Below are 18,334 nucleotides of genomic sequence, written 5' to 3' on the forward strand. Positions count from 1 at the left end.
CGCCCAGTCGGGTCGCCGTACGGCATCGCCCGTGTGACATGTCTGTGAGCGCCAGGTGACGTTTTGCCGCGCTGCGTCAGCTGTCGAGGAACACCACGTTCTCACTGAGCGGATTGCGGGGCGTGTCCAGGTGGTTGGCCGGGAAATCGGGGTCGGCGTAGCCGATCGACACCCCACACAGGACGATCAGGTCGTCCGGTATGCCGAGTTGTTCCCGCAGCACGCCCGGGTAGAACGAGATCGACACCTGAACGCAACTGCCGACTCCGCGTTCGTTCAACGCCAACAGCAGGGTCTGCAGGAACATCCCCACCCCCAGGGCGTCGACGTGGGTGAAGTCGCGATGCATGCACACCACCCCGGCGACGGGAGCGTGGAAGAACCCCCAGTTCCGAAGCTGGGCGGCCCAGCGGCCTTCGGCATCGTCGCGGGCGATGCCCATGGCCCCGTAGACCAGCGCCCCGCTCTCCCTGCGCAGATGCGCGAAGCGGGGCGGCAGGCCCGCGGAGCCGATCGCCGGCGGGGCCGCCTCGACCGCGGTGAGCAGCGCGTCAACCAGTCGATCGCGCCGCTCACCGGTGGCGAAGAAGACATGCCACGGTTGAGTGTTTGAGTTCGACGGCGCCCGGATCGCCAGCTCGAGTGCCTCGTCGAGCAATTCACGCGGAACGGGCTTGTCGGCCAAGAACATCCGCGCGGACCGGCGGGACCGGACGACGTCTGCGAACTCACTCATCACGCCACCCGACGGTCCTTCCGGGCCTCGAGTTCCTCGTCCTCGACGATCACGAGCATCGGCTCCCCGGGCACGCACAGCATGTTGACCAGGAACCGCAGCGGAATGTCGTCGTGGTTGTTGGCGTCCGAGTAGTGGATGACGTCGCCGCCGGGCTCCCAAAATGCCTCACCGGCCTTGACCACCCGCGGTGCCTCACCTTCGAGTTCGAAGAGCATCTCCCCCTCGAGCACGTAGCCGAAGGCGGGTCCGGCCGGATGCCGGTGTGGCGGCGCCCCGGGCGATCCTGCCGGCCACTCGATGATCGTCGTCATCACTTCCGCATTCGGTGGGATGTAGGGCGGCTTGACGCTGCCGATCACCGTCATCGCATCGTGAAGCGCCTTCTCACGCTCAGCCGACACGGGCATCAGTGGGCCCCGATCCGGTCGGCGAAGCGGATGGTTCCCAGGATCGCGTCGTCACCGGTGACCAGGCTGTTGTCATCGACGGCCGTGCCGAAATAGGTGGCCTGCGGATCGATCACCACCGGCTTGTCGTCTCCCTGCGCGGCCAGGACCGTGCGCGCCATGTCCGCGAACGAAAACTTCTCGGGCCCACCGATGTTGATGATCCCGTTGACCGGTGCGGCTGAAGCGGCGTTGGCCACCTCGGCAGCGACATCGTCGACCGAGATCAACTGGATGCGCGCATCAGGGACCCGCACCTCGTCACCGACCACCAGCGATGCGGTGATCGCCTCCGCGAATTCCTGGAACTGCGTGGCCCGCACGATCGTGTAGGGCAACCCGGAGTCGGTGATGATCTTCTCCTGGGCCACCTTGGCCCGCATGTAACCGCTGTCCGGCAGTCCGTCGGTGCCCACGATCGACAACGCGACGTAGTGGCCGACGCCGGTCTCGGTGGCAGCGGCCACCAGGTTCTGTGAGGACGCGGTAAAGAAGTCCATCACCGGGCCGTCCTCGAACGAGGGCGAGTTGACCACGTCGACGAGCACGTCCGCTCCGGTGAGCGCCGCCGCCAGGCCGTCACCGGTGAGAACGTTGGCCCCGCTGGACAGCGAGGCGGCGACCACCTCGTGCCCGGCCTCGGTGAGCAACCGCACGACCCGCGAGCCGATCTGCCCGCTGGCACCTATCACTGTGATCTTCATTGTGCGAATACCTTTCTCGACGTGCTGACAAGATCAACACTGGCACCTCGCCCCGAGGATCAAACCCTGGAAAGTCCGTAGTCGGCACGCTGTCCGGGGCAACCCCCACACAGCACAAAACCCCGGCGCACCAGGTGCACCGGGGTTCTGCGTTGACGCGTTGTCGACGCCGGGGATCTATCCCTTGCGGGCCTTGATCGCCTCGGTCAGCTGCGGGCTGACCTTGAACAGGTCACCCACGATGCCGAGGTCGGCGATCTCGAAGATCGGCGCTTCCTCGTCCTTGTTGACGGCGACGATGGTCTTCGACGTCTGCATGCCGGCCCGGTGCTGGATCGCGCCGGAGATGCCCAGGGCGATGTACAGCTGCGGCGACACGGTCTTGCCGGTCTGGCCGACCTGGAACTGGCCCGGGTAGTAGCCCGAGTCGACCGCGGCACGGGAGGCACCCACGGCGCCACCCAGCGAGTCGGCCAGCTCCTCGACCACCGAGAAGCTCTCGGCGCTGCCGACGCCACGGCCACCGGCGACCACGACGCTGGCCTCGGTGAGCTCGGGGCGATCGCCGGCGACGGCGGGCTCCCGCTTGGTGATCTTGGTGGCGTTCTCGGCCTGGGCCGGAACCTCGACCTTGACGACCTCGCCGGCACCGTCGGCCGGGGTGGCCTCGATCGAGCCGGGACGCACGGTGATCACCGGGGTGTCGCTGGTGACCTGGGCCTCGACGGTGAAGGCGCCACCGAAGATGCTGTGGACGCCCACCGCACCCTCCTTGACGTCGACCACGTCGACCAGCAGGCCCGAGCCGATACGGGCGGCCAGGCGGGCGGCGATCTCCTTGCCGTCCGCGGTGGCGGCCAGGACCACACCGGCGGGGGCGGCCGACTCGGCGAGCCCGGCCAGCACGTCCACCACGGGGGTGATCAGGTAGTTCTCTGCGTCGTCGGACTCGGCGACGTAGATCTTGGCCGCACCGGCGGCCTTCAGGCCGTCGACCAGCGGGTCCGCGGTGCCCGGCTTGCCCACCACGACAGCGGCAGGCTCACCCAGCACACGGGCGGCGGTGATGAGCTCGGCGCTGACTTTCTTCAACGCGCCTTCGGAGTGCTCAACGAGCACAAGTACTTCAGCCATGAGTTCTCGTTTTGTCTTTCGCTCGAAATCGAATCAGCTGCTAGATCAGCTTCTGGGCGACCAGGTACTCGGCGATCTTGGTGCCGCCGTCGCCTTCGTCGGTCACCTTCTCACCGGCGGTCTTCGGCGGCTTCGGGGTCGAAGACAGCACCTTGGAACCGGCATTGGCGACGCCGACCTCATCGGCTTCCACACCGATCTCGGCGAGGGTGAGCACGGTGACTTCCTTCTTCTTCGCGGCCATGATGCCCTTGAAGGACGGGAAGCGGGGCTCGTTGATCTTCTCGTTGACGCTGACCACGGCCGGCAGCGACGCCTCGAGGGTGAACACGCCCTCGTCGGTCTCGCGCTCGGCGGTGACCTTGCCGCCCTCGACGGTCAGCTTGCGCACGTGGGTCAGCTGGGGCAGGCCCAGGTACTCGGCGATCACGGCCGGAACCGCGCCGCCGACGCCGTCGGTGGCCTCGTTGCCGGCGATGACCAGCTCGGTGCCTTCGATGGTGCCCAGCGCGCGGGCCAGCGCCCACGCGGTCTGCACCACGTCAGACCCGTGCAGGCCGTCGTCCTTGAGATGCACGGCCTTGTCGGCGCCCATCGACAGCGCCTTGCGGATCGCCTCGGTGGCACGCTCAGGGCCGGCGGTCAGCACGGTGACAGTGCTGTCCCCGCCCTCACGCTCCTTGATCAACAGCGCCTCTTCCACGGCACGCTCGTTGATCTCGTCGAGCACGGCGTCGGCGGCCTCCCGATCGAGGGTGAAATCGCCGTCGGACAGCTTGCGCTCCGACCAAGTGTCTGGGACCTGTTTGATCAGGACCACGATGTTCGTCATGACTCTGGTTCGTCCTCCTCGATGAGACCGGTGGCCCGGCCCATATCACGTTCTAAGCAACTAGCACCATGTTACCGGGCGGTAACTTATGGTGGTTCGCAGGAACACCATAACCGGTCGGACTTAGGATTCCGGCCTCCCCTACCACACCTCCGAGGTATCCGAACGTCGGTCGATTCACCACCGACCCCTTCACCCTGGATAAGGCTGGGTTAGCCTGCCTTCCAATGAGCGCATTCGTAGACGATCCGGCCGGCGACCCGGATCACGCCTTGCCCCTGACCGGCGAGCGGACCATTCCCGGCCTGGCCGAGGAAAACTACTGGTTCCGCCGCCATGAGGTGGTGTATCGACGACTCGCCGACCGCTGCGCCGGCCGTGACGTCCTCGAAGCCGGCTGCGGCGAGGGTTACGGCGCCGATCTCCTGGCCGACGTCGCACGCAAGGTGATTGCGCTGGATTACGACGAGGCGACGGTGGCCCACGTGCGGGCCCGCTATCCCCGGGTCGAGATCCGGCACGGCAACCTCGCCGAGCTTCCGCTGGCCGACCAGTCCGTCGACGCGGTGGTGAACTTCCAGGTCATCGAACACCTGTGGGATCAAGGCCAGTTCGTGTCGGAGTGCTTCCGCGTGCTGCGGCCCGGCGGCGTATTCCTGGTCTCCACCCCCAACCGGATCACCTTCTCCCCCGGTCGCGACACCCCGCTCAACCCGTTCCACACCCGTGAGCTCAATGCCGCGGAGCTGACCGAACTACTGCACGACGCCGGATTCCAGATCGAAGGGGTCTACGGCGTTTTCCATGGCGCCGGGCTGCAAGAGCTCGACGCGCGGCACGGCGGCTCGATCATCGAAGCGCAGGTGCACCGCGCCGTGGCCGACGCGCCGTGGCCCGAACAGCTGCTTGCCGACGTCGCCGCGGTCAGCATCGACGACTTCGACCTCACCTCCGCCGACGAGCGTGACATTGACGACAGCCTCGACCTGGTGGCGATCGCGGTGCGGCCGTGACGCATTCCGCCGACGAACCCGACCCCGTACCCGGGCTGTTCACCCTGGTCCTGCACACCCACCTGCCCTGGCTGGCCCACCACGGCCGCTGGCCCGTCGGCGAGGAGTGGCTGTATCAGTCCTGGGCGGCGGCCTACCTGCCGTTGATGCGGGTACTGCGCGGCCTGGCCGCCGAGGATCGCCGCCACGTGATCACCCTGGGCATGACACCGGTGGTCACCGCACAGCTCGATGATCCCTATTGCCTGACCGGCATGCATCACTGGCTGGCCAACTGGCAGCTGCGCGCCCAGGAGGCGACGACACTGCACGGCCAGAAGTCCCTGCAACAGTTCGGGATTCGTGAGTACGCCGAGGCCGGTACGGCCATCGAGGAGTTCACCACCCACTGGCGCCACGGCGGCAGTGGCCTGCTGCGCGCGCTGATCGACGCCGAAACCATCGAACTGCTCGGCGGCCCGCTGTCGCATCCGTTCCAGCCGCTGCTCAACCCGCGGTTGCGTGAGTTCGCGCTGCGCGAGGGCCTGGCCGATGCGCACCAGCGCTTCGCCCATACCCCGGTCGGGATCTGGGCGCCCGAATGCGCCTACGCCCCGGGCATGGAGACCGGATATGCCGCCGCCGGCGTCGGTCACTTCATGGTGGACGGCCCGTCCCTGCACGGTGACACCACGCTGGGCCGGCCGGTGGGTGAGACCGACGTGGTCGCCTTCGGGCGCGACCTGCAGGTCAGCTATCGCGTGTGGTCGCCGAAGTCGGGCTATCCCGGCCACGCCGCCTACCGCGACTTCCACACCTATGACCACACCACCGGCCTCAAGCCGGCCCGCGTCACGGGCCGCAACGTCCCGTCCGAGGAGAAGGCGCCCTACGATACGCAGCGCGCCGACCGCGCGATCGACGAACACGTCGCCGACTTCGTCGAGGTGGTCCGCCGGCGTCTGATCAGCGAGAGTGAACGGATCGGCCGCCCGGCGCATGTGGTGGCCGCCTTCGACACCGAGCTGTTCGGGCACTGGTGGTACGAGGGCCCCGAGTGGCTGGGCCGGGTACTACGGGCCCTGCCGGCGGCCGGTGTGCGCGTGGGGACGCTGTCCGATGCCAAAGCCGATGGATTCGTCGGCACGCCAGTCGAATTGCCGCCTAGCTCTTGGGGTTCCGGCAAGGATTGGCAGGTCTGGAACGGGGAGAAGGTGACCGATTTCGTCCAGCTCAACAGCGAGGTGGTCGACGGCGCCCTGAGCACCGTGGACAAGGCGCTGGCCCAGCAGGCGGCGGTCGGTGTGCCGACCCCGCGCGACCGGGTGGCCGACCAGATCCTGCGGGAGACGCTGTTGACGGTGTCCAGCGACTGGCCGTTCATGGTGAGCAAGGATTCGGCGGCCGACTACGCGCGCTACCGGGCCCACCTGCACGCCCACGCCACCCGCGAGATCTCCGATGCACTGGCCTCGGGCCGTCGCGACCACGCCGAGCGCCTCGCCGACGGCTGGAACAAGGCCGACGGCCTGTTCGGTGCCCTCGACGCCCGGCGGCTGCCAAAATGACCTGCACCGCGAGCGTGCGTGTCTGCACCACGACACGCCGCCAAATCCCAGCATTATCCGCACATTCGCACCGGCACGAAGGCACGCAGTCATGAAGATCCTGATGGTGTCATGGGAGTACCCGCCCGTCGTCGTCGGCGGCCTGGGCCGGCATGTGCACCATCTGGCCACCGCGCTGGCCGAGGCGGGTCACGAGGTCGTGGTGCTCAGCCGCAGGCCCACCGACACCGATCCGAGCACTCATCCGTCCACCGACGAGATGAGCGAGGGCGTGCGGGTGGTGGCCGCCGCCCAGGATCCGCACGAGTTCGTGTTCGGTACGGACATGATGGCCTGGACGCTGGCGATGGGGCACTCGATGGTGCGCACCGGCCTTGCCGTCAAAGACAATTCGGGTGATCGCTGGATCCCCGACCTGGTCCATGCCCATGACTGGTTGGTTGCCCACCCGGCGATTGCTCTGGCCGAATTTTTCGATGTACCACTGGTTTCCACGATCCATGCCACCGAGGCCGGTCGGCATTCCGGCTGGGTCTCCGGGCCGATCAGCCGCCAGGTGCACGCCGTGGAGTCCTGGCTGGTGCGCGAATCCGATTCGCTGATCACCTGTTCGGCGTCAATGAGCGACGAGATCACCGAGCTGTTCGGACCGGGACTGTCGGAGATCAGGGTGATCCGCAACGGGATCGACGCCGACCTGTGGCCGTTCGCGCCGCGGCGTCCGCGCCAGGGCCCACCCCAGCTGCTCTACGTGGGCCGGTTGGAGTACGAGAAAGGTGTCCAGGAGGCGATCGCCGCGCTGCCGCGGATCCGGCGCGCACATCCCGGCACCACCCTGACCGTCGCCGGTGACGGCACCCAACTTGACTGGCTGCTCGAACAGGCCCGAAAGCACAAGGTGCTCAAGGCAACCCGATTTGTCGGTCGCCTCGGCCACGACGGCCTGGTACAGGCCTTGCAAGCTGCCGACGCCGCGGTGCTGCCCAGCCACTACGAACCCTTCGGAATCGTCGCGCTGGAGGCTGCGGCCACCGGAACTCCGCTGGTGTGCTCCAACGTCGGCGGCCTGGGCGAAGCGGTGATCGACGGCGAGACCGGAATGTCGTTCGCGCCACGGGATGTGGCCGGCCTGGCGGCGGCGGTGCGAGCGGTGCTCGATGACCCCGAGGCCGCCCAGCGGCGCGCGATCGCCGCCCGCGAGCGGCTCAGCGCGGATTTCGATTGGCACACCGTGGCCGCCGAGACCAGCCAGGTCTATCTGGCCGCCAAACGCGCCGAACGCGAACCGCATCCGCGTCGGCCGATCGTGGAGCACGCGCTGCCCGACCGCTGATTCGACCGGCGTCGAATCATTCCGCACTTAGCGTGCGGATATGGCACCACAACGCTCCCCTGTCGTCACGCTGATCGCCGCCTACCTCGGGCTGTTCGTCGGCCTGATCGACGCCAACGCCGTCAACCTGGCGCTACCCGCCATCGGTGACGACCTCGGCGGCGACGGCACCGGTGAGACGATGCGGCGCCGTCGGGAAGGAGTCCTGCCATGCGTGAGGCACAGGAACTGGCCACCGCATCCGAGGTGGACATCGCCGCGGTGGCCGCATTGCTGGCCGATCCGGCCCGCTGCAAGGTGCTGCTGGCGCTCGACGACGGACGAGCGCTGCCGGCCAGTGTGCTGGCCGAAGAGGCGGGCATCAGTCGCCCCACGGCCAGCAGTCACCTGGCCAAGCTGACCGATGCCGGTCTGCTCACCGTCCGCACCCAGGGCCGTCACCGCTATTACCAGCTGGCCGGGCCAGAGGTCGGGGCGCTCATCGAACAACTCGGCCGGCTGGCGCCGACACGACCGGTCACCTCCCTGCGGGAGGGCACCCGCGCGGCACGGCTGCGGTCTGCCCGAACCTGCTATGACCACATCGCCGGCCGGCTCGGCGTGGCACTCATGGGCAGTTTGCTCGACCACGACGTGCTCACCGGCGGTGACGGCCAGTTTCACCCCGGTGGCACCGACCGGCTGAGCAGCCTGGGCCACGACGTGGCTTATCAGCTCACCGATACCGGCCGAGGCGTGCTGCGGCAGGCGGGTGTCCAATTGCCCACCGGCTCAAGGCCTCTCGTTCGGTACTGCCTCGACTGGACCGAACAGCGACATCACCTCGCCGGCGCGCTGGGCCGCGCGCTGCTGGATCACTTCGTGGCCGCAGACTGGGTTCGGCGCACACCACGCCACCGGGCACTCACCGTCACCGACGCCGGCCGCACTGCGTTGGCCGAGCGCTTCGGTATCGACTGGACCGGTTGACGCTGCGCCAGATCAGCCGATTGGCAGTCATCTGCGGCGGACACGAAGCAGAATCGAGGCGTGGTCCAGATTCGCCCGCATCTGAAAACCGTGTGCGCTGCACTCGTCGGCGCCACGCTCAGCCTCGGCATGTCCGCACCGGCGGCTGCCGAACCCAACGGCACCGCCCCCAGCCTGCCCGTGTTTGTGCCGCATCCCTCGAACTGGGCGCCGGACTACACGGTGTTCCCGTACAACCTGTGGCAGGTCCGCGTCACGCCCCAGCAGATCGACGCCCAGCGTGAGTCCTGCCAGTGGTTCAACGCCCAGTACGGCACCTTGATGACCCAGATCGTGGGATTCCAGCATTATCTGGGCGAGCATGACGACTACTGGACCGCGCCCGGGGTGCAGGCGGCGGGCAACGCGGTGAAGGCCAACGTCGATCAGTCGGCGGCGTTCCTCGATCCCCGGGCCCACACCTTGTACATCACCAATTACCCGGACCAGAGCCAGTATTCACCGCTGTACAACGGTGATTCGATCTATCACCTGTGGTATCAGCTCACCCAGATCAGCGACAAGATCGCACAGAAGCAGCCGTCGGGCTTCATCAACGCCAACATCGCCACCGCCAACGTCTACGGCAACGTGATCCGCGACTCCGCAGTGTGCAACGGGGCCTGAGCCTGCTCAGTTGCTGTTGGCGGCTTTCTTTCGTTCGATGTCCGCCAGTGCCGCGGCCAGTTCGGCGCGCTCGGCTGCCGAGGTCTCCCAGTCCAGTTTGCGGTTCTTGACCACCTTGGCCGGAGCTCCCACGGCGATGGAGTAATCCGGGATCTCGCCTTTGACCACGGCGTGGGCACCCAGCACACAACCGCGCCCGACCGAGGTGTTGCGCAGGACGGTGACCTTGGCGGCGATCCAGGTGTCCGGCCCGATGCGCACCGGGCCTTTGATGATGCCCTGGTCCTTGATCGGCATGTTGACGTTGTCCATCTTGTGGTCGAAGTCGCACACATAGCACCAGTCGGCCATCAGCGCGGAGTCGCCGAGTTCGATGTCGAGGTAGGTGTTGATGACGTTGTCGCGACCCAGCACCACCTTGTCACCGATGCGCAACGAACCCTCGTGGCAGCGGATGGTGTTCTTGTCACCGATGTGCACCCAACGGCCGATCTCCATCTGGGCCAGTTCGGGTGTGCACTGGATCTCCACACCCTTGCCGAGGAAGACCATCCCCCGGGTGATGATGTGCGGGTTGGCCAGCTTGAACTTCAGCAGCCGCCAGTACCGCACCAGGTACCACGGGGTGTAGGCACGGTTGTCGATCACCCATTTCAGCGAGGCCTTGGTCAAGAAATCGGCCTGGCGCGGGTCACGCAGGCGTGACCCCCGCCAGCGCTTGTGGATCGGGGCCCCCCACATCGTCGTCATGGCCGGACAGCCTACGCGAGGACTCGCGACGCTTCCCAGGTCGCTCTCCTCCTGTACCGCAACCCCGCCGGGTTACCCTCACGTGGGTCACAAAATCGAGCCCACGCGGGTTCGGCGACGAAAGGACATCGTGTTCCGGCGATACCTGGCACTCGTGGTCGCGGTGCTGTTCACGGGCCTGCTCGCCGGTTGCGAGAACACCGATTCGTGGGTGAACGCACACGCTGCAGACGGTTGGCCGGCCCAGTACGGGGACGCGGCCAACAGCAGCTACACCCGGGCCCGCGGTGCCGAGGCACTGCAACTTGAGTGGAGCCGGTCGGTCAAGGGCGAGTTGGGGGCCCAGGTGGCGCTCGGGTCGAGCGGCTACCTGGCGGCGAACGCGCAGACCGCCGGCGGGTGTTCGTTGATGGTGTGGGAGGCCGACAACAACGGCCGCCAGCGCTGGTGCTCACGCTTGGTGCAGGGCGGCGGCTGGTCCAGTCCCCTGTTCGACGGCTTCGACAATGTCTACATCGGCCAACCCGGCGCCATCCTGTCGTTTCCGCCGACGCAGTGGATTCGTTGGCGTCAGCCGGTGATCGGGATGCCCACCACCGCCAGGCTGCTCGAGGACGGCCAGTTGCTGGTGGTCACGCACCTGGGCCAGGTGCTCGTGTTCGACGGCCATCGTGGCACCGTCGAGGGAACGCCGCTGGATCTGGTCTCGGGGGTGGACCCGACCGATTCGCAGCGCGGGCTCGCCGATTGCCAACCGGCCCGGTCCCGCTGTCCGGTGGCGGCCGCGCCGGCGTTCTCCCAGGAGAGCGGCATCGTGGTGCTGAGCGTGTGGCAGCCCGGTGCCGAGGCGCCGGGGTTGGTCGGGTTGCGCTATCACCGCGGTCAGCAGACGTTGTTGACGCCGGCGTGGACCAGCGATGCGGTCGGTGGTGGGCCACTGGCCAGCCCGGTGCTGTCGGCCGACGGCTCGACGGTGTACGTCAACGGCCGCGATCAGAAACTGTGGGCGCTCAACTCGGCCGACGGCTCACCGAAATGGTCGGTGCCCTTGACGTATCTGGCCCAGACGCCACCCTCGGTGTCCCCCGACGGGCTGATCGTCGCCGGCGGCGGTCCGGATGCCAAGCTCACCGCCGTGCGTGACGCCGGAGACCACGGCGAGGTGGCCTGGACCCGTGACGACGTGGTCCCGCTGACCACGTCGAGCCGCGCCGGCAGTGTCGCCTATGCGGTGGCCCGCGAGGGCGGCCATGGACAGACCCTGCTGGTGTTCGATTCCGCCGACGGGCACACCCTCAACACCTATCCGCTGCCCGAGGCCACCGGTTGGCCGGTCGGGGTGTCGATCGGGCATGACCACCGGGTCGTCACCGCGACCAGCGACGGTCAGGTGTACGGCTTCGCGCCGCAGTGACGGTCAGGCCAGGAACGCCTCGACCGCGGACCTCGGCACGTTGGCCTGGCTGGCTCCGGCCGCCTCCGAGAGCAGTTCGCCCTGGCCGAAGAAGAAGATCACCGAATCGTCGGTGATCGCGAAGTTCTGATAGTGCACCGGGTCCAGGCCGACGGCGGGCGGGATCGCCTGCTCGACACCGGATTGCTTCTGCAGTTCGCGCTGCACGATCGGGAAGATCACGTCCAGCGGCCGGGCGCCGGGCTTGAACAGGGTGTCGAACGTGATCGGCGCCCGGGTGGCCAGGTTGTAGTTGAACGCCTTGTACCAGGTCTGCGGGTGCGCGCCACCGACGTTCTGGTACACCTCGAACACCAGGCTCTGGGTGCGCGGCGGGGTGCCGGAACTGTAGGCGGTGCCCTTGGCGTCCAGCACGTAGGGCTGGTCGCGGAATCCGGGCATGCTCGAGACGTTGACGAAGCCGTCGCGGGTCTGGGTCAGGTAGGCCGCGACGGCCTGCTGATCGGGGTAGTCGACCGGAAAGGTGTAGTCGAGCGTGTAGGTGGCATTGGCGGTGTGCACCTGGCACGTCTGGTCGGCGTCGACGGTGCCGCCGAGGTCGGCGCAGGCCGACTGCGCAGCTGCCACCGGCAGGCCGAGCCAGCCGAGCAGCACACCGGCTGCCAGCAGCGCTGTCACAGGGGGAATTCGCATCGTCAGTCGTCCTCGCAGGCGATCAACTCACACCGGTCGACATGCCGGTGTGCTCGGATTCAGGATACGTGCCGGTCATCGCGACGGCCGACAAATGAATGCCGCCGGCCGCCCGGCCGCACCGGAACCGAGCCGGGTGATCACCACGGCCAGCGCTCGGGTGCCGCGCAACCGCATCCGGGAACGCAACGCGTCGGGATCCACATTCACCCCGCGCACCAGGATCTCCAACGCGCCGGCCGAATGATCGGCCAGCGCCGACCGCAGCCGGCGCTCCTGAAACGGCAGCTGGTCGAGAACTTCGAAACCACGCACCCCGGCGGGCAACTCGTCACCGGACAGATAGGCGATGTCAGGGTCGAGCTGCCACAGGCCATGGCGGGCCGCATAGTGGCGCACCAGCCCGGCCCGCACCACTGCGCCGTCGGGGTCGATGATCCAGCGTCCGGCCGCAGCGACGGCGCATTCGTCGGGTTCGGCGTCGGTGAGTTCTTCACCGGTTTCCAGCAGGCTGGCGCGGCGGCGCACTCCGGGCTCGGTCAGACCCGGTGACCACAGGCAGGCTTCCCGGACGCTGCCGCCGACCGAGGTCACCTCGATCTCCCCGGCGAACCCCATCTTGGCGAGCTCGTCGAAATCGATTCCGGGAGCACACTTCACCACCAGATCGCGATCGCGGTAGACCTCTAGCACCGCGTCGAGTGCCGGGGTGTAGGCCCGCGGATCGAACCGGCGCCGTCCGCCGGCCCGCCGGGCCGGGTCGATGATCACCACCGCGTCGCGGGTGATCGGCGCCAGCGCGTCGGCTCGGCACAGTGGGACGGCCGGGCCGCCGTCCTCAAGATTGTTGGCGGCCATCGCCAGCCGCACCGGGTCGAGATCACTGCCGACCAGCTGAGAAGTGCAATCACGCAGGGCCACAAGCTCACTGCCGATCGAGCAGGTGGCGTCGTGCACCCGGGCCCCGGTGAGTCTGCGGGCCCGGTGCGCGGCCACGGGTGCGGCAGTGGCCTGTTGCAGCGCCTCGTCGGTGAACAACCAGCGCCCCGGGTCGCCGAATTTGGCCTGCGCCCGCCGGCGCAACTGCACGGTTTCCACCAGCACTGCCGCGTGGTCGCCGAATTGCCCTCGGACCGAAGCGATGTCGCTGACCAGTGAGGCACCGGACAGCGACATCGTGGCGACCTGACTCAACGCCCGGCGGCCCGCATCTGAGCGCAGATACGCGACGTGCGAGAGATCGAAATCTACCCCACCGCTCAGGACGGCTTGACCCCCGTGACCATCACGTTGTAGAACCAGCCCTTGGGCACCACGTGACGCCAGACGTTGGCGTCCACCCAGCTCAAGCCGATCCAGCTGTTGAACGCGAACTTGGCCCAACCCCAGCCCAGGCGTCCGGGCGGCACCGCGGCTTCGAAGGTCCGCACCGGCCACCCCAGCATGGCTGCGGTGAATTCCTCACTGGCGGTGCGTACTTCGACCGCACCGGCGTTGGTCGCCATGCGCTCCAGGTCGGCGGGGTCGAACGTGTGCAGGTCCACCACGGCTTCCAGCGCGGCGGCGCGCGAAGATTCGTCGAGCTCTTCCTGCGGCCGGCGCCAACCGCTCAACCACGGCAGCTTGGTGAGGTTCGTGGTGGCGTGCCACGTCAACGTCGACAGCTCGCGGGCGTATTTGTTGCCGACCGTGGTGGGCTCACCGGCGAAGACGAAACGCCCGCCCGGCTTGAGCACCCGCACCACCTCGCGCAGCGAGAGCTCGACATCAGGGATGTGGTGCAGCACCGCGTGCCCGACGACGAGGTCGAAAGTGTTGTCCTCGTACGGGATGCCCTCGGCGTCGGCGACCCGACCGTCGATGTCCAGGCCGAGGCCCTGCCCGTTACGGGTGGCCACCTTGACCATGCCCGGCGACAGGTCGGTCACCGAACCGCGCCGCGCCACCCCGGACTGGATCAGGTTGAGCAGGAAGAAGCCGGTGCCGCAGCCCAGCTCGAGGGCCCGGTCGTAGGGCAGTTCACGCTGCTCGGACTCGGGGACGATCGCGTCGAACCGGCCACGGGCGTAGTCGATACAGCGCTGGTCGTAGGAGATCGACCACTTCTCGTCGTAGGTTTCGGCTTCCCAGTCGTGGTAGAGCACCTGCGCGAGCTTGCTGTCGTGCATCGCGGCCTCGACCTGTTCGGCCGTGGCGTGCGGGTTAGGAGTCGGCATGCCAGCCAGGTCGACCGACGCGTCAGCCTCGGTGCCGGAATCCTTGATGTCAGTCATGAAGGGCAGCCTAACGGCCCGCCTCCGGCGTCTGTCAGGGCCGGTCCGCCAGTCCGTCGACAGCGGCCTTGGCCGCCGCCAGCACGTCGACCGGATGTTCGACGAAGCGCTGGGCCCAGGCCAGCGCCTCGTCGTAGACGTGGTCGGGTGCCACCATCTGGTCGATCAGACCCAGTTCCAGGGCCTCCTCCGCGCCGACGAATCGGCCGCTGAACACCAGCTCCTTTGCCTTGCTGGCCCCGATGACCTCGGCCAGCCGGGTGCCGCCGCCGGCCCGCTGCGCCAGGCCGGCCAGGATCTCGGTCGACCCGAACTTCACGTTGTCCCCGGCCACTCGCCAGTCTGCAGCCATCGCCAGGGACAGACCGCTGCCCAGCGCATAGCCGGTGATCGCGGCCACGGTGGGCTTGGGGATGGCGGCCACGGCGTCGATGCATTGGCGCAGCGCGGCGTCGGCCGCGGCGGCCTCGGGAGCGTTCAGCGTGCGGAGTTCGGGAACGTCGTCGCCGGCGCAGAAGATCTCATGTCCGCCGAACAGGATCACCACGGCGATGTCGGTGCGCTCGCCGAGCGTGTGCGCGGCCGCGATGATCTCGCGGTACATCTGCCGGGTCAGGGCATTGGTGGGCGGACGGGACAGCATGAGCGTGCCGATCCGGTCCTGCTCCGGCGTCGCCCCGGTGATCACGTTGACGAACTCGTTCACCGGTCTGCCCCCGGAGACCGGTGGTTGCGCGCGGCGTTGTAGCGCTCGCCGTCGAAGAACTCGATGTCCCAGTTCCCCCCGCCCAGGGCGAGGTTGGGTTCGATGGGCACGATCGTGCGTTCGGTCGCCAGCACGTCGGCGACGGAGCGTCCGTTGAGCGAGTTGAGCTGGGTCCAGGTCGGCGGGAGCAGGAACGAGTTGCCCTGCTCGAAGTCGTCGAGCCCGGCCTGCGGGGTGCTCCAGAACGCGCGGTCGCTTTCGGTGTTCTCCCCGTCGGCCCGCTGTCCTTCTGGCAGGGCACCGACGAAGAAGAAGGTGTCGTAGCGCCGGGTGCGTTCCTCTTTCGGGGTGATCCAGTTGTCCCAGGGCCGCAACAGGTCGGCTCGCAGCACGAGTTTCTCGTCGCGCAGGAAGTCCGCGAACGACAGCGAGTGGTTGGCCAGGGCGGCCCGCGCCTCGCCGTAGACCGACGCGTCGGAAATGATGCCCGGGGACCCCGATCCACCGGCCGGCCCGGCGAACAACACCCCGGATTCCTCGAAGGTTTCGCGGGCGGCGGCACAGACAAGCGCTTCGGCCAATCCGGTGTCCACCCCGAGACGTTGCGCCCACCAGTCGGGTTCCGGACCGAACCAGGCGATGTCGGCATTGCGGTCCCGATCGTCGACCCCGCCGCCCGGGAACACCATCACCCCGGCCACGAACTCCATCGCCGCGTGCCTGCGCATCATGAAGACCTCGATGTCGGCCGCGCCGGGACGCTGCACGTCTCGCACGAGCATCACCGTGGCCGCCGGTCTGGGCACCAGTGGCTTGCTGGTCGGCTCCTCGTGCAAGCCCTCGTCGGCTGTCATGCTCATTCTCGCCTCCTGTGCGCCGCACGGCTCCTGGTCCGCCGGGCGAAATAGCGCCCGTCGATCACGTCCAGCGCGATCGACTGACCGAACGCCTTGGACAAGTTCTCCGCAGTCAACACCTCGGTCAGCAGACCGGAGGCGACGGCCTTGCCCTCGGACAGGATCAGCGCATGGCTGAATCCCACCGGGATCTCCTCGACATGATGGGTGACCAACACCATGGCCGGCGCGTCGGGGTCGGCAGCCAGGTCGCTGAGCCGCGCCACCAGATCCTCGCGGCCGCCGAGATCGAGGCCGGCCGCGGGCTCGTCGAGCAGCAGCAGTTCCGGATCGGTCATCAGCGACCTGGCGATCAGCACACGTTTGCGTTCACCTTCCGACAGTGTCCCGTAGGTCCGTTCGGCGAGGTGTTCGGCGCCGACGCTTTCCAGCATGTCGATGGCCTGGACGTAGTCGACGTCCTCGTAGTCCTCGCGCCAGCGGCCCAGCACGGCGTAACCGGCCGACACCACCAGATCGCGCACCACCTCGCTGTCGGGAATCCGTTGTGACAGTGCCGAACTGCTGAGGCCGACGCGGGCCCGCAACTCGGACATGTCGGTGCGACCGAGCCGTTCTCCGAGTACGTAGGCGGTGCCCGACGACGGATGTTCGGTGGCCGCGGCGATGCGCAGCAACGACGTCTTGCCTGCACCGTTGGGCCCGATGACCACCCAGCGCTCGTCCAGCTCGACGGTCCAGGTGATGGGCCCGACCAGGGTGTTGCCGCTCCGGCGCAGGGTCACCCGCGCGAAGTCGATCAACAGGTCGGGGTCGGTTCCGTCGTCGTCATCGTTGATTGTCGAGTCGGTGCGTTCCCCTGCGGCCACTCGCTCATCGTAGTGACCGGATCGCGATCGGCTCGGGCACGCCCGCCGCTGAAATCGTGGAACAACAACGATCGTGGGAACAGCCGCAGGAACAGCTGCACCAGCGGGCCGATCCCAAAGGCGTAGACCACCGTTCCGATACCGATCGTTCCGCCCAGCAGCCAGCCGATTGCCAGCACGGTCGCCTCGATCGCGGTGCGCACCAACCGCACCGACAGCCCGGTGCGGGCCACCAGTCCGGTCATCAGACCGTCACGGGGCCCCGGACCCAGGCCGGCGCCGATGTAGAGCACGGTGCTGACGGCGTTGAGCACGACGGCGCCGATCATCATGGCGATACGCACCGGCATCGCCGACGCATCCGGCAGAACCGCCAGCGTGGCATCCACCGTGACGGCAATGACGATGACGTTGGCGACGGTGCCGATCCCGGGCCGGTTACGCAACGGGATCCAGGCCAGTAGCACGACGACACCGGTGACGGCCGAGGCCATGCCCAGACTCAGCGGGGTGTGCCGGGTGAGTCCCTGGTGGAAGACGTCCCACGGGTCGAGGCCGAGCCCGGCGCGCACCATCATCGCCATCGACACGCCATAGCCGCACAGGCCGATCAGGAGCAGGGCGGTGCGGGTGAGTGCGGTCCTCATGCGTGGTCGGGGAATCGGACGCGGATGGCGTCGAGCTCACTGCGCACCCGGCGAGCGTCCACATCGCGGACACCGGCGTAGTTGCCGGGATCGTGCAGACGGCGGAGATTCTGCGCCAATCGGGAAATCCAGTTCCGTGCCATGCCGCCATGATCCCGGCCAGGTGGCTTGTCCATCAATAGCCAGTTAGCGCATACTGGCCTCATTATGTCGACGGATATGGCCTACCGCGCCCTCGATGTGGACCTCTTGTCCCGCGAGCTTGGCAACTGGCGCACGTCCAGCCAGAGTGGCCCGGCCTATCTCGGTCTGGCCGACGCGATCCGGCTGCTCATCGTGGACGGCCGGGTTCCGGTCGGGTCTCGGCTCCCCAGCGAGCGCGCGCTCGCCGAGTCGCTGCGGGTGTCGCGCACCACGGTCACCGCAGCCTTCGCGCAGCTACGCGACGACGGCTACCTGCATGCCCGCCGCGGCGCGCAGCGGCACCACGCCCATCACCTCGTGCCCGGGCTCACGCAGATACGGCGCGATGTCGCGGGCGGCGTCGGCGAACGCTTCGAGCACCGCGGTGCCGGGCGCGGCCATCGCCGCCTCGGCCAGGCTGACCGTGGGCGTGGTGGCCTCGGTCGGAATGGGGCCGGCGGCGGGCAGGGCAGTGGTGCTGCGCGCGCCGCGGCGGGCATGCAGGTAGCCGTCGTCGCGTAGCTGCGCGAAGGCTGCGGTGACCGTGGTGCGCGACACC

At 68.0% G+C, this 18,334-nt stretch carries 20 protein-coding genes and 1 pseudogene; 7 read left to right on the forward strand and 14 right to left on the reverse strand.

Going from position 1 to position 18,334, the window contains the following annotated elements:
• Positions 1-76: 76 nt before the first annotated feature.
• The 5 genes from A5699_RS17900 to A5699_RS17920 all read right to left on the reverse strand — a co-directional run bounded on the left by A5699_RS17900 (position 77) and on the right by A5699_RS17920 (position 3,855).
• Positions 77-736 (reverse strand): nitroreductase, encoded by a 660-nt coding sequence (locus A5699_RS17900; protein WP_067771572.1) that lies wholly within the window; start codon positions 734-736, stop codon positions 77-79.
• Positions 736-1,146, reverse strand: coding sequence for a cupin domain-containing protein (locus A5699_RS17905; protein WP_067771575.1), 411 nt, complete (start codon positions 1,144-1,146; stop codon positions 736-738). Before A5699_RS17905 ends, A5699_RS17900 begins: the two co-directional genes overlap by 1 nt.
• Positions 1,146-1,889 carry an SDR family oxidoreductase gene (locus tag A5699_RS17910; RefSeq protein WP_067771578.1) on the reverse strand — a complete coding sequence of 248 codons (744 nt, stop codon included), beginning with the start codon at positions 1,887-1,889 and terminating at the stop codon, positions 1,146-1,148. Before A5699_RS17910 ends, A5699_RS17905 begins: the two co-directional genes overlap by 1 nt.
• A gap of 177 nt (positions 1,890-2,066) precedes the next feature.
• Positions 2,067-3,023, reverse strand: coding sequence for an electron transfer flavoprotein subunit alpha/FixB family protein (locus tag A5699_RS17915; RefSeq protein ID WP_067771581.1), 957 nt, complete (start codon positions 3,021-3,023; stop codon positions 2,067-2,069).
• A gap of 40 nt (positions 3,024-3,063) precedes the next feature.
• Positions 3,064-3,855 (reverse strand): electron transfer flavoprotein subunit beta/FixA family protein, encoded by a 792-nt coding sequence (locus A5699_RS17920; protein WP_067771584.1) that lies wholly within the window; start codon positions 3,853-3,855, stop codon positions 3,064-3,066.
• Between the two features lie 227 nt (positions 3,856-4,082).
• Here A5699_RS17920 and A5699_RS17925 point away from each other — a divergent pair, with 227 nt between their 5' ends.
• The 5 genes from A5699_RS17925 to A5699_RS17945 all read left to right on the forward strand — a co-directional run bounded on the left by A5699_RS17925 (position 4,083) and on the right by A5699_RS17945 (position 9,383).
• Positions 4,083-4,868: a bifunctional 2-polyprenyl-6-hydroxyphenol methylase/3-demethylubiquinol 3-O-methyltransferase UbiG gene (locus A5699_RS17925; RefSeq protein WP_067771587.1), complete on the forward strand. Its 786-nt coding sequence runs from the start codon at positions 4,083-4,085 to the stop codon at positions 4,866-4,868.
• Positions 4,865-6,415, forward strand: coding sequence for a glycoside hydrolase family 57 protein (locus tag A5699_RS17930; protein ID WP_067771589.1), 1,551 nt, complete (start codon positions 4,865-4,867; stop codon positions 6,413-6,415). Before A5699_RS17925 ends, A5699_RS17930 begins: the two co-directional genes overlap by 4 nt.
• A 91-nt stretch (positions 6,416-6,506) precedes the next feature.
• Positions 6,507-7,748 carry a glycosyltransferase family 4 protein gene (locus tag A5699_RS17935; RefSeq protein ID WP_067771591.1) on the forward strand — a complete coding sequence of 414 codons (1,242 nt, stop codon included), beginning with the start codon at positions 6,507-6,509 and terminating at the stop codon, positions 7,746-7,748.
• A gap of 210 nt (positions 7,749-7,958) precedes the next feature.
• Positions 7,959-8,717 (forward strand): helix-turn-helix transcriptional regulator, encoded by a 759-nt coding sequence (locus A5699_RS17940; RefSeq protein WP_067771594.1) that lies wholly within the window; start codon positions 7,959-7,961, stop codon positions 8,715-8,717.
• A 129-nt stretch (positions 8,718-8,846) separates the two neighbouring features.
• Positions 8,847-9,383 carry a hypothetical protein gene (locus A5699_RS17945; protein ID WP_157561318.1) on the forward strand — a complete coding sequence of 179 codons (537 nt, stop codon included), beginning with the start codon at positions 8,847-8,849 and terminating at the stop codon, positions 9,381-9,383.
• 6 nt (positions 9,384-9,389) lie between these two features.
• On the opposite strand, the gene A5699_RS17950 is transcribed toward A5699_RS17945, so the two are convergent.
• Entirely contained in the window at positions 9,390-10,133 is a 744-nt protein-coding gene (locus A5699_RS17950) for an acetyltransferase (protein WP_067771597.1), read from the reverse strand.
• A gap of 130 nt (positions 10,134-10,263) precedes the next feature.
• Here A5699_RS17950 and A5699_RS17955 point away from each other — a divergent pair, with 130 nt between their 5' ends.
• Positions 10,264-11,547, forward strand: coding sequence for a PQQ-binding-like beta-propeller repeat protein (locus A5699_RS17955; RefSeq protein WP_067771635.1), 1,284 nt, complete (start codon positions 10,264-10,266; stop codon positions 11,545-11,547).
• A gap of 3 nt (positions 11,548-11,550) precedes the next feature.
• Here A5699_RS17955 and A5699_RS17960 read toward each other — a convergent pair whose 3' ends face one another.
• The 8 genes from A5699_RS17960 to A5699_RS29645 all read right to left on the reverse strand — a co-directional run bounded on the left by A5699_RS17960 (position 11,551) and on the right by A5699_RS29645 (position 17,735).
• Positions 11,551-12,240 (reverse strand): esterase, encoded by a 690-nt coding sequence (locus tag A5699_RS17960; RefSeq protein WP_067771600.1) that lies wholly within the window; start codon positions 12,238-12,240, stop codon positions 11,551-11,553.
• 75 nt (positions 12,241-12,315) lie between these two features.
• The gene (locus A5699_RS17965) at positions 12,316-13,566 is read right to left on the reverse strand and encodes a class I SAM-dependent methyltransferase (RefSeq protein WP_197508328.1); all 1,251 of its coding nucleotides are present in this window, start codon (positions 13,564-13,566) and stop codon (positions 12,316-12,318) included.
• Positions 13,500-14,456, reverse strand: coding sequence for a class I SAM-dependent methyltransferase (locus A5699_RS17970; protein WP_142253840.1), 957 nt, complete (start codon positions 14,454-14,456; stop codon positions 13,500-13,502). Before A5699_RS17970 ends, A5699_RS17965 begins: the two co-directional genes overlap by 67 nt.
• A 91-nt stretch (positions 14,457-14,547) precedes the next feature.
• Entirely contained in the window at positions 14,548-15,219 is a 672-nt protein-coding gene (locus A5699_RS17975; RefSeq protein ID WP_067771606.1) for an enoyl-CoA hydratase, read from the reverse strand.
• Positions 15,216-16,073: an NUDIX hydrolase gene (locus A5699_RS17980; RefSeq protein WP_067771607.1), complete on the reverse strand. Its 858-nt coding sequence runs from the start codon at positions 16,071-16,073 to the stop codon at positions 15,216-15,218. Before A5699_RS17980 ends, A5699_RS17975 begins: the two co-directional genes overlap by 4 nt.
• Positions 16,074-16,075: 2 nt before the next feature.
• Positions 16,076-16,915: an ABC transporter ATP-binding protein gene (locus A5699_RS17985; protein WP_067771641.1), complete on the reverse strand. Its 840-nt coding sequence runs from the start codon at positions 16,913-16,915 to the stop codon at positions 16,076-16,078.
• The gene (locus A5699_RS17990) at positions 16,876-17,592 is read right to left on the reverse strand and encodes a YitT family protein (protein WP_067771610.1); all 717 of its coding nucleotides are present in this window, start codon (positions 17,590-17,592) and stop codon (positions 16,876-16,878) included. Before A5699_RS17990 ends, A5699_RS17985 begins: the two co-directional genes overlap by 40 nt.
• Positions 17,589-17,735, reverse strand: coding sequence for a hypothetical protein (locus tag A5699_RS29645; RefSeq protein WP_197508325.1), 147 nt, complete (start codon positions 17,733-17,735; stop codon positions 17,589-17,591). Before A5699_RS29645 ends, A5699_RS17990 begins: the two co-directional genes overlap by 4 nt.
• Before the next feature lie 64 nt (positions 17,736-17,799).
• On the opposite strand from A5699_RS29645, the pseudogene A5699_RS29270 reads away from it, so the two are divergent.
• A pseudogene (locus tag A5699_RS29270) lies at positions 17,800-18,083 on the forward strand (GntR family transcriptional regulator); the annotation flags it as partial.
• Positions 18,084-18,334 lie beyond the last annotated feature (251 nt).

Source organism: Mycobacterium sp. E802 (assembly GCF_001666875.1).
GTDB lineage: Bacteria > Actinomycetota > Actinomycetes > Mycobacteriales > Mycobacteriaceae > Mycobacterium.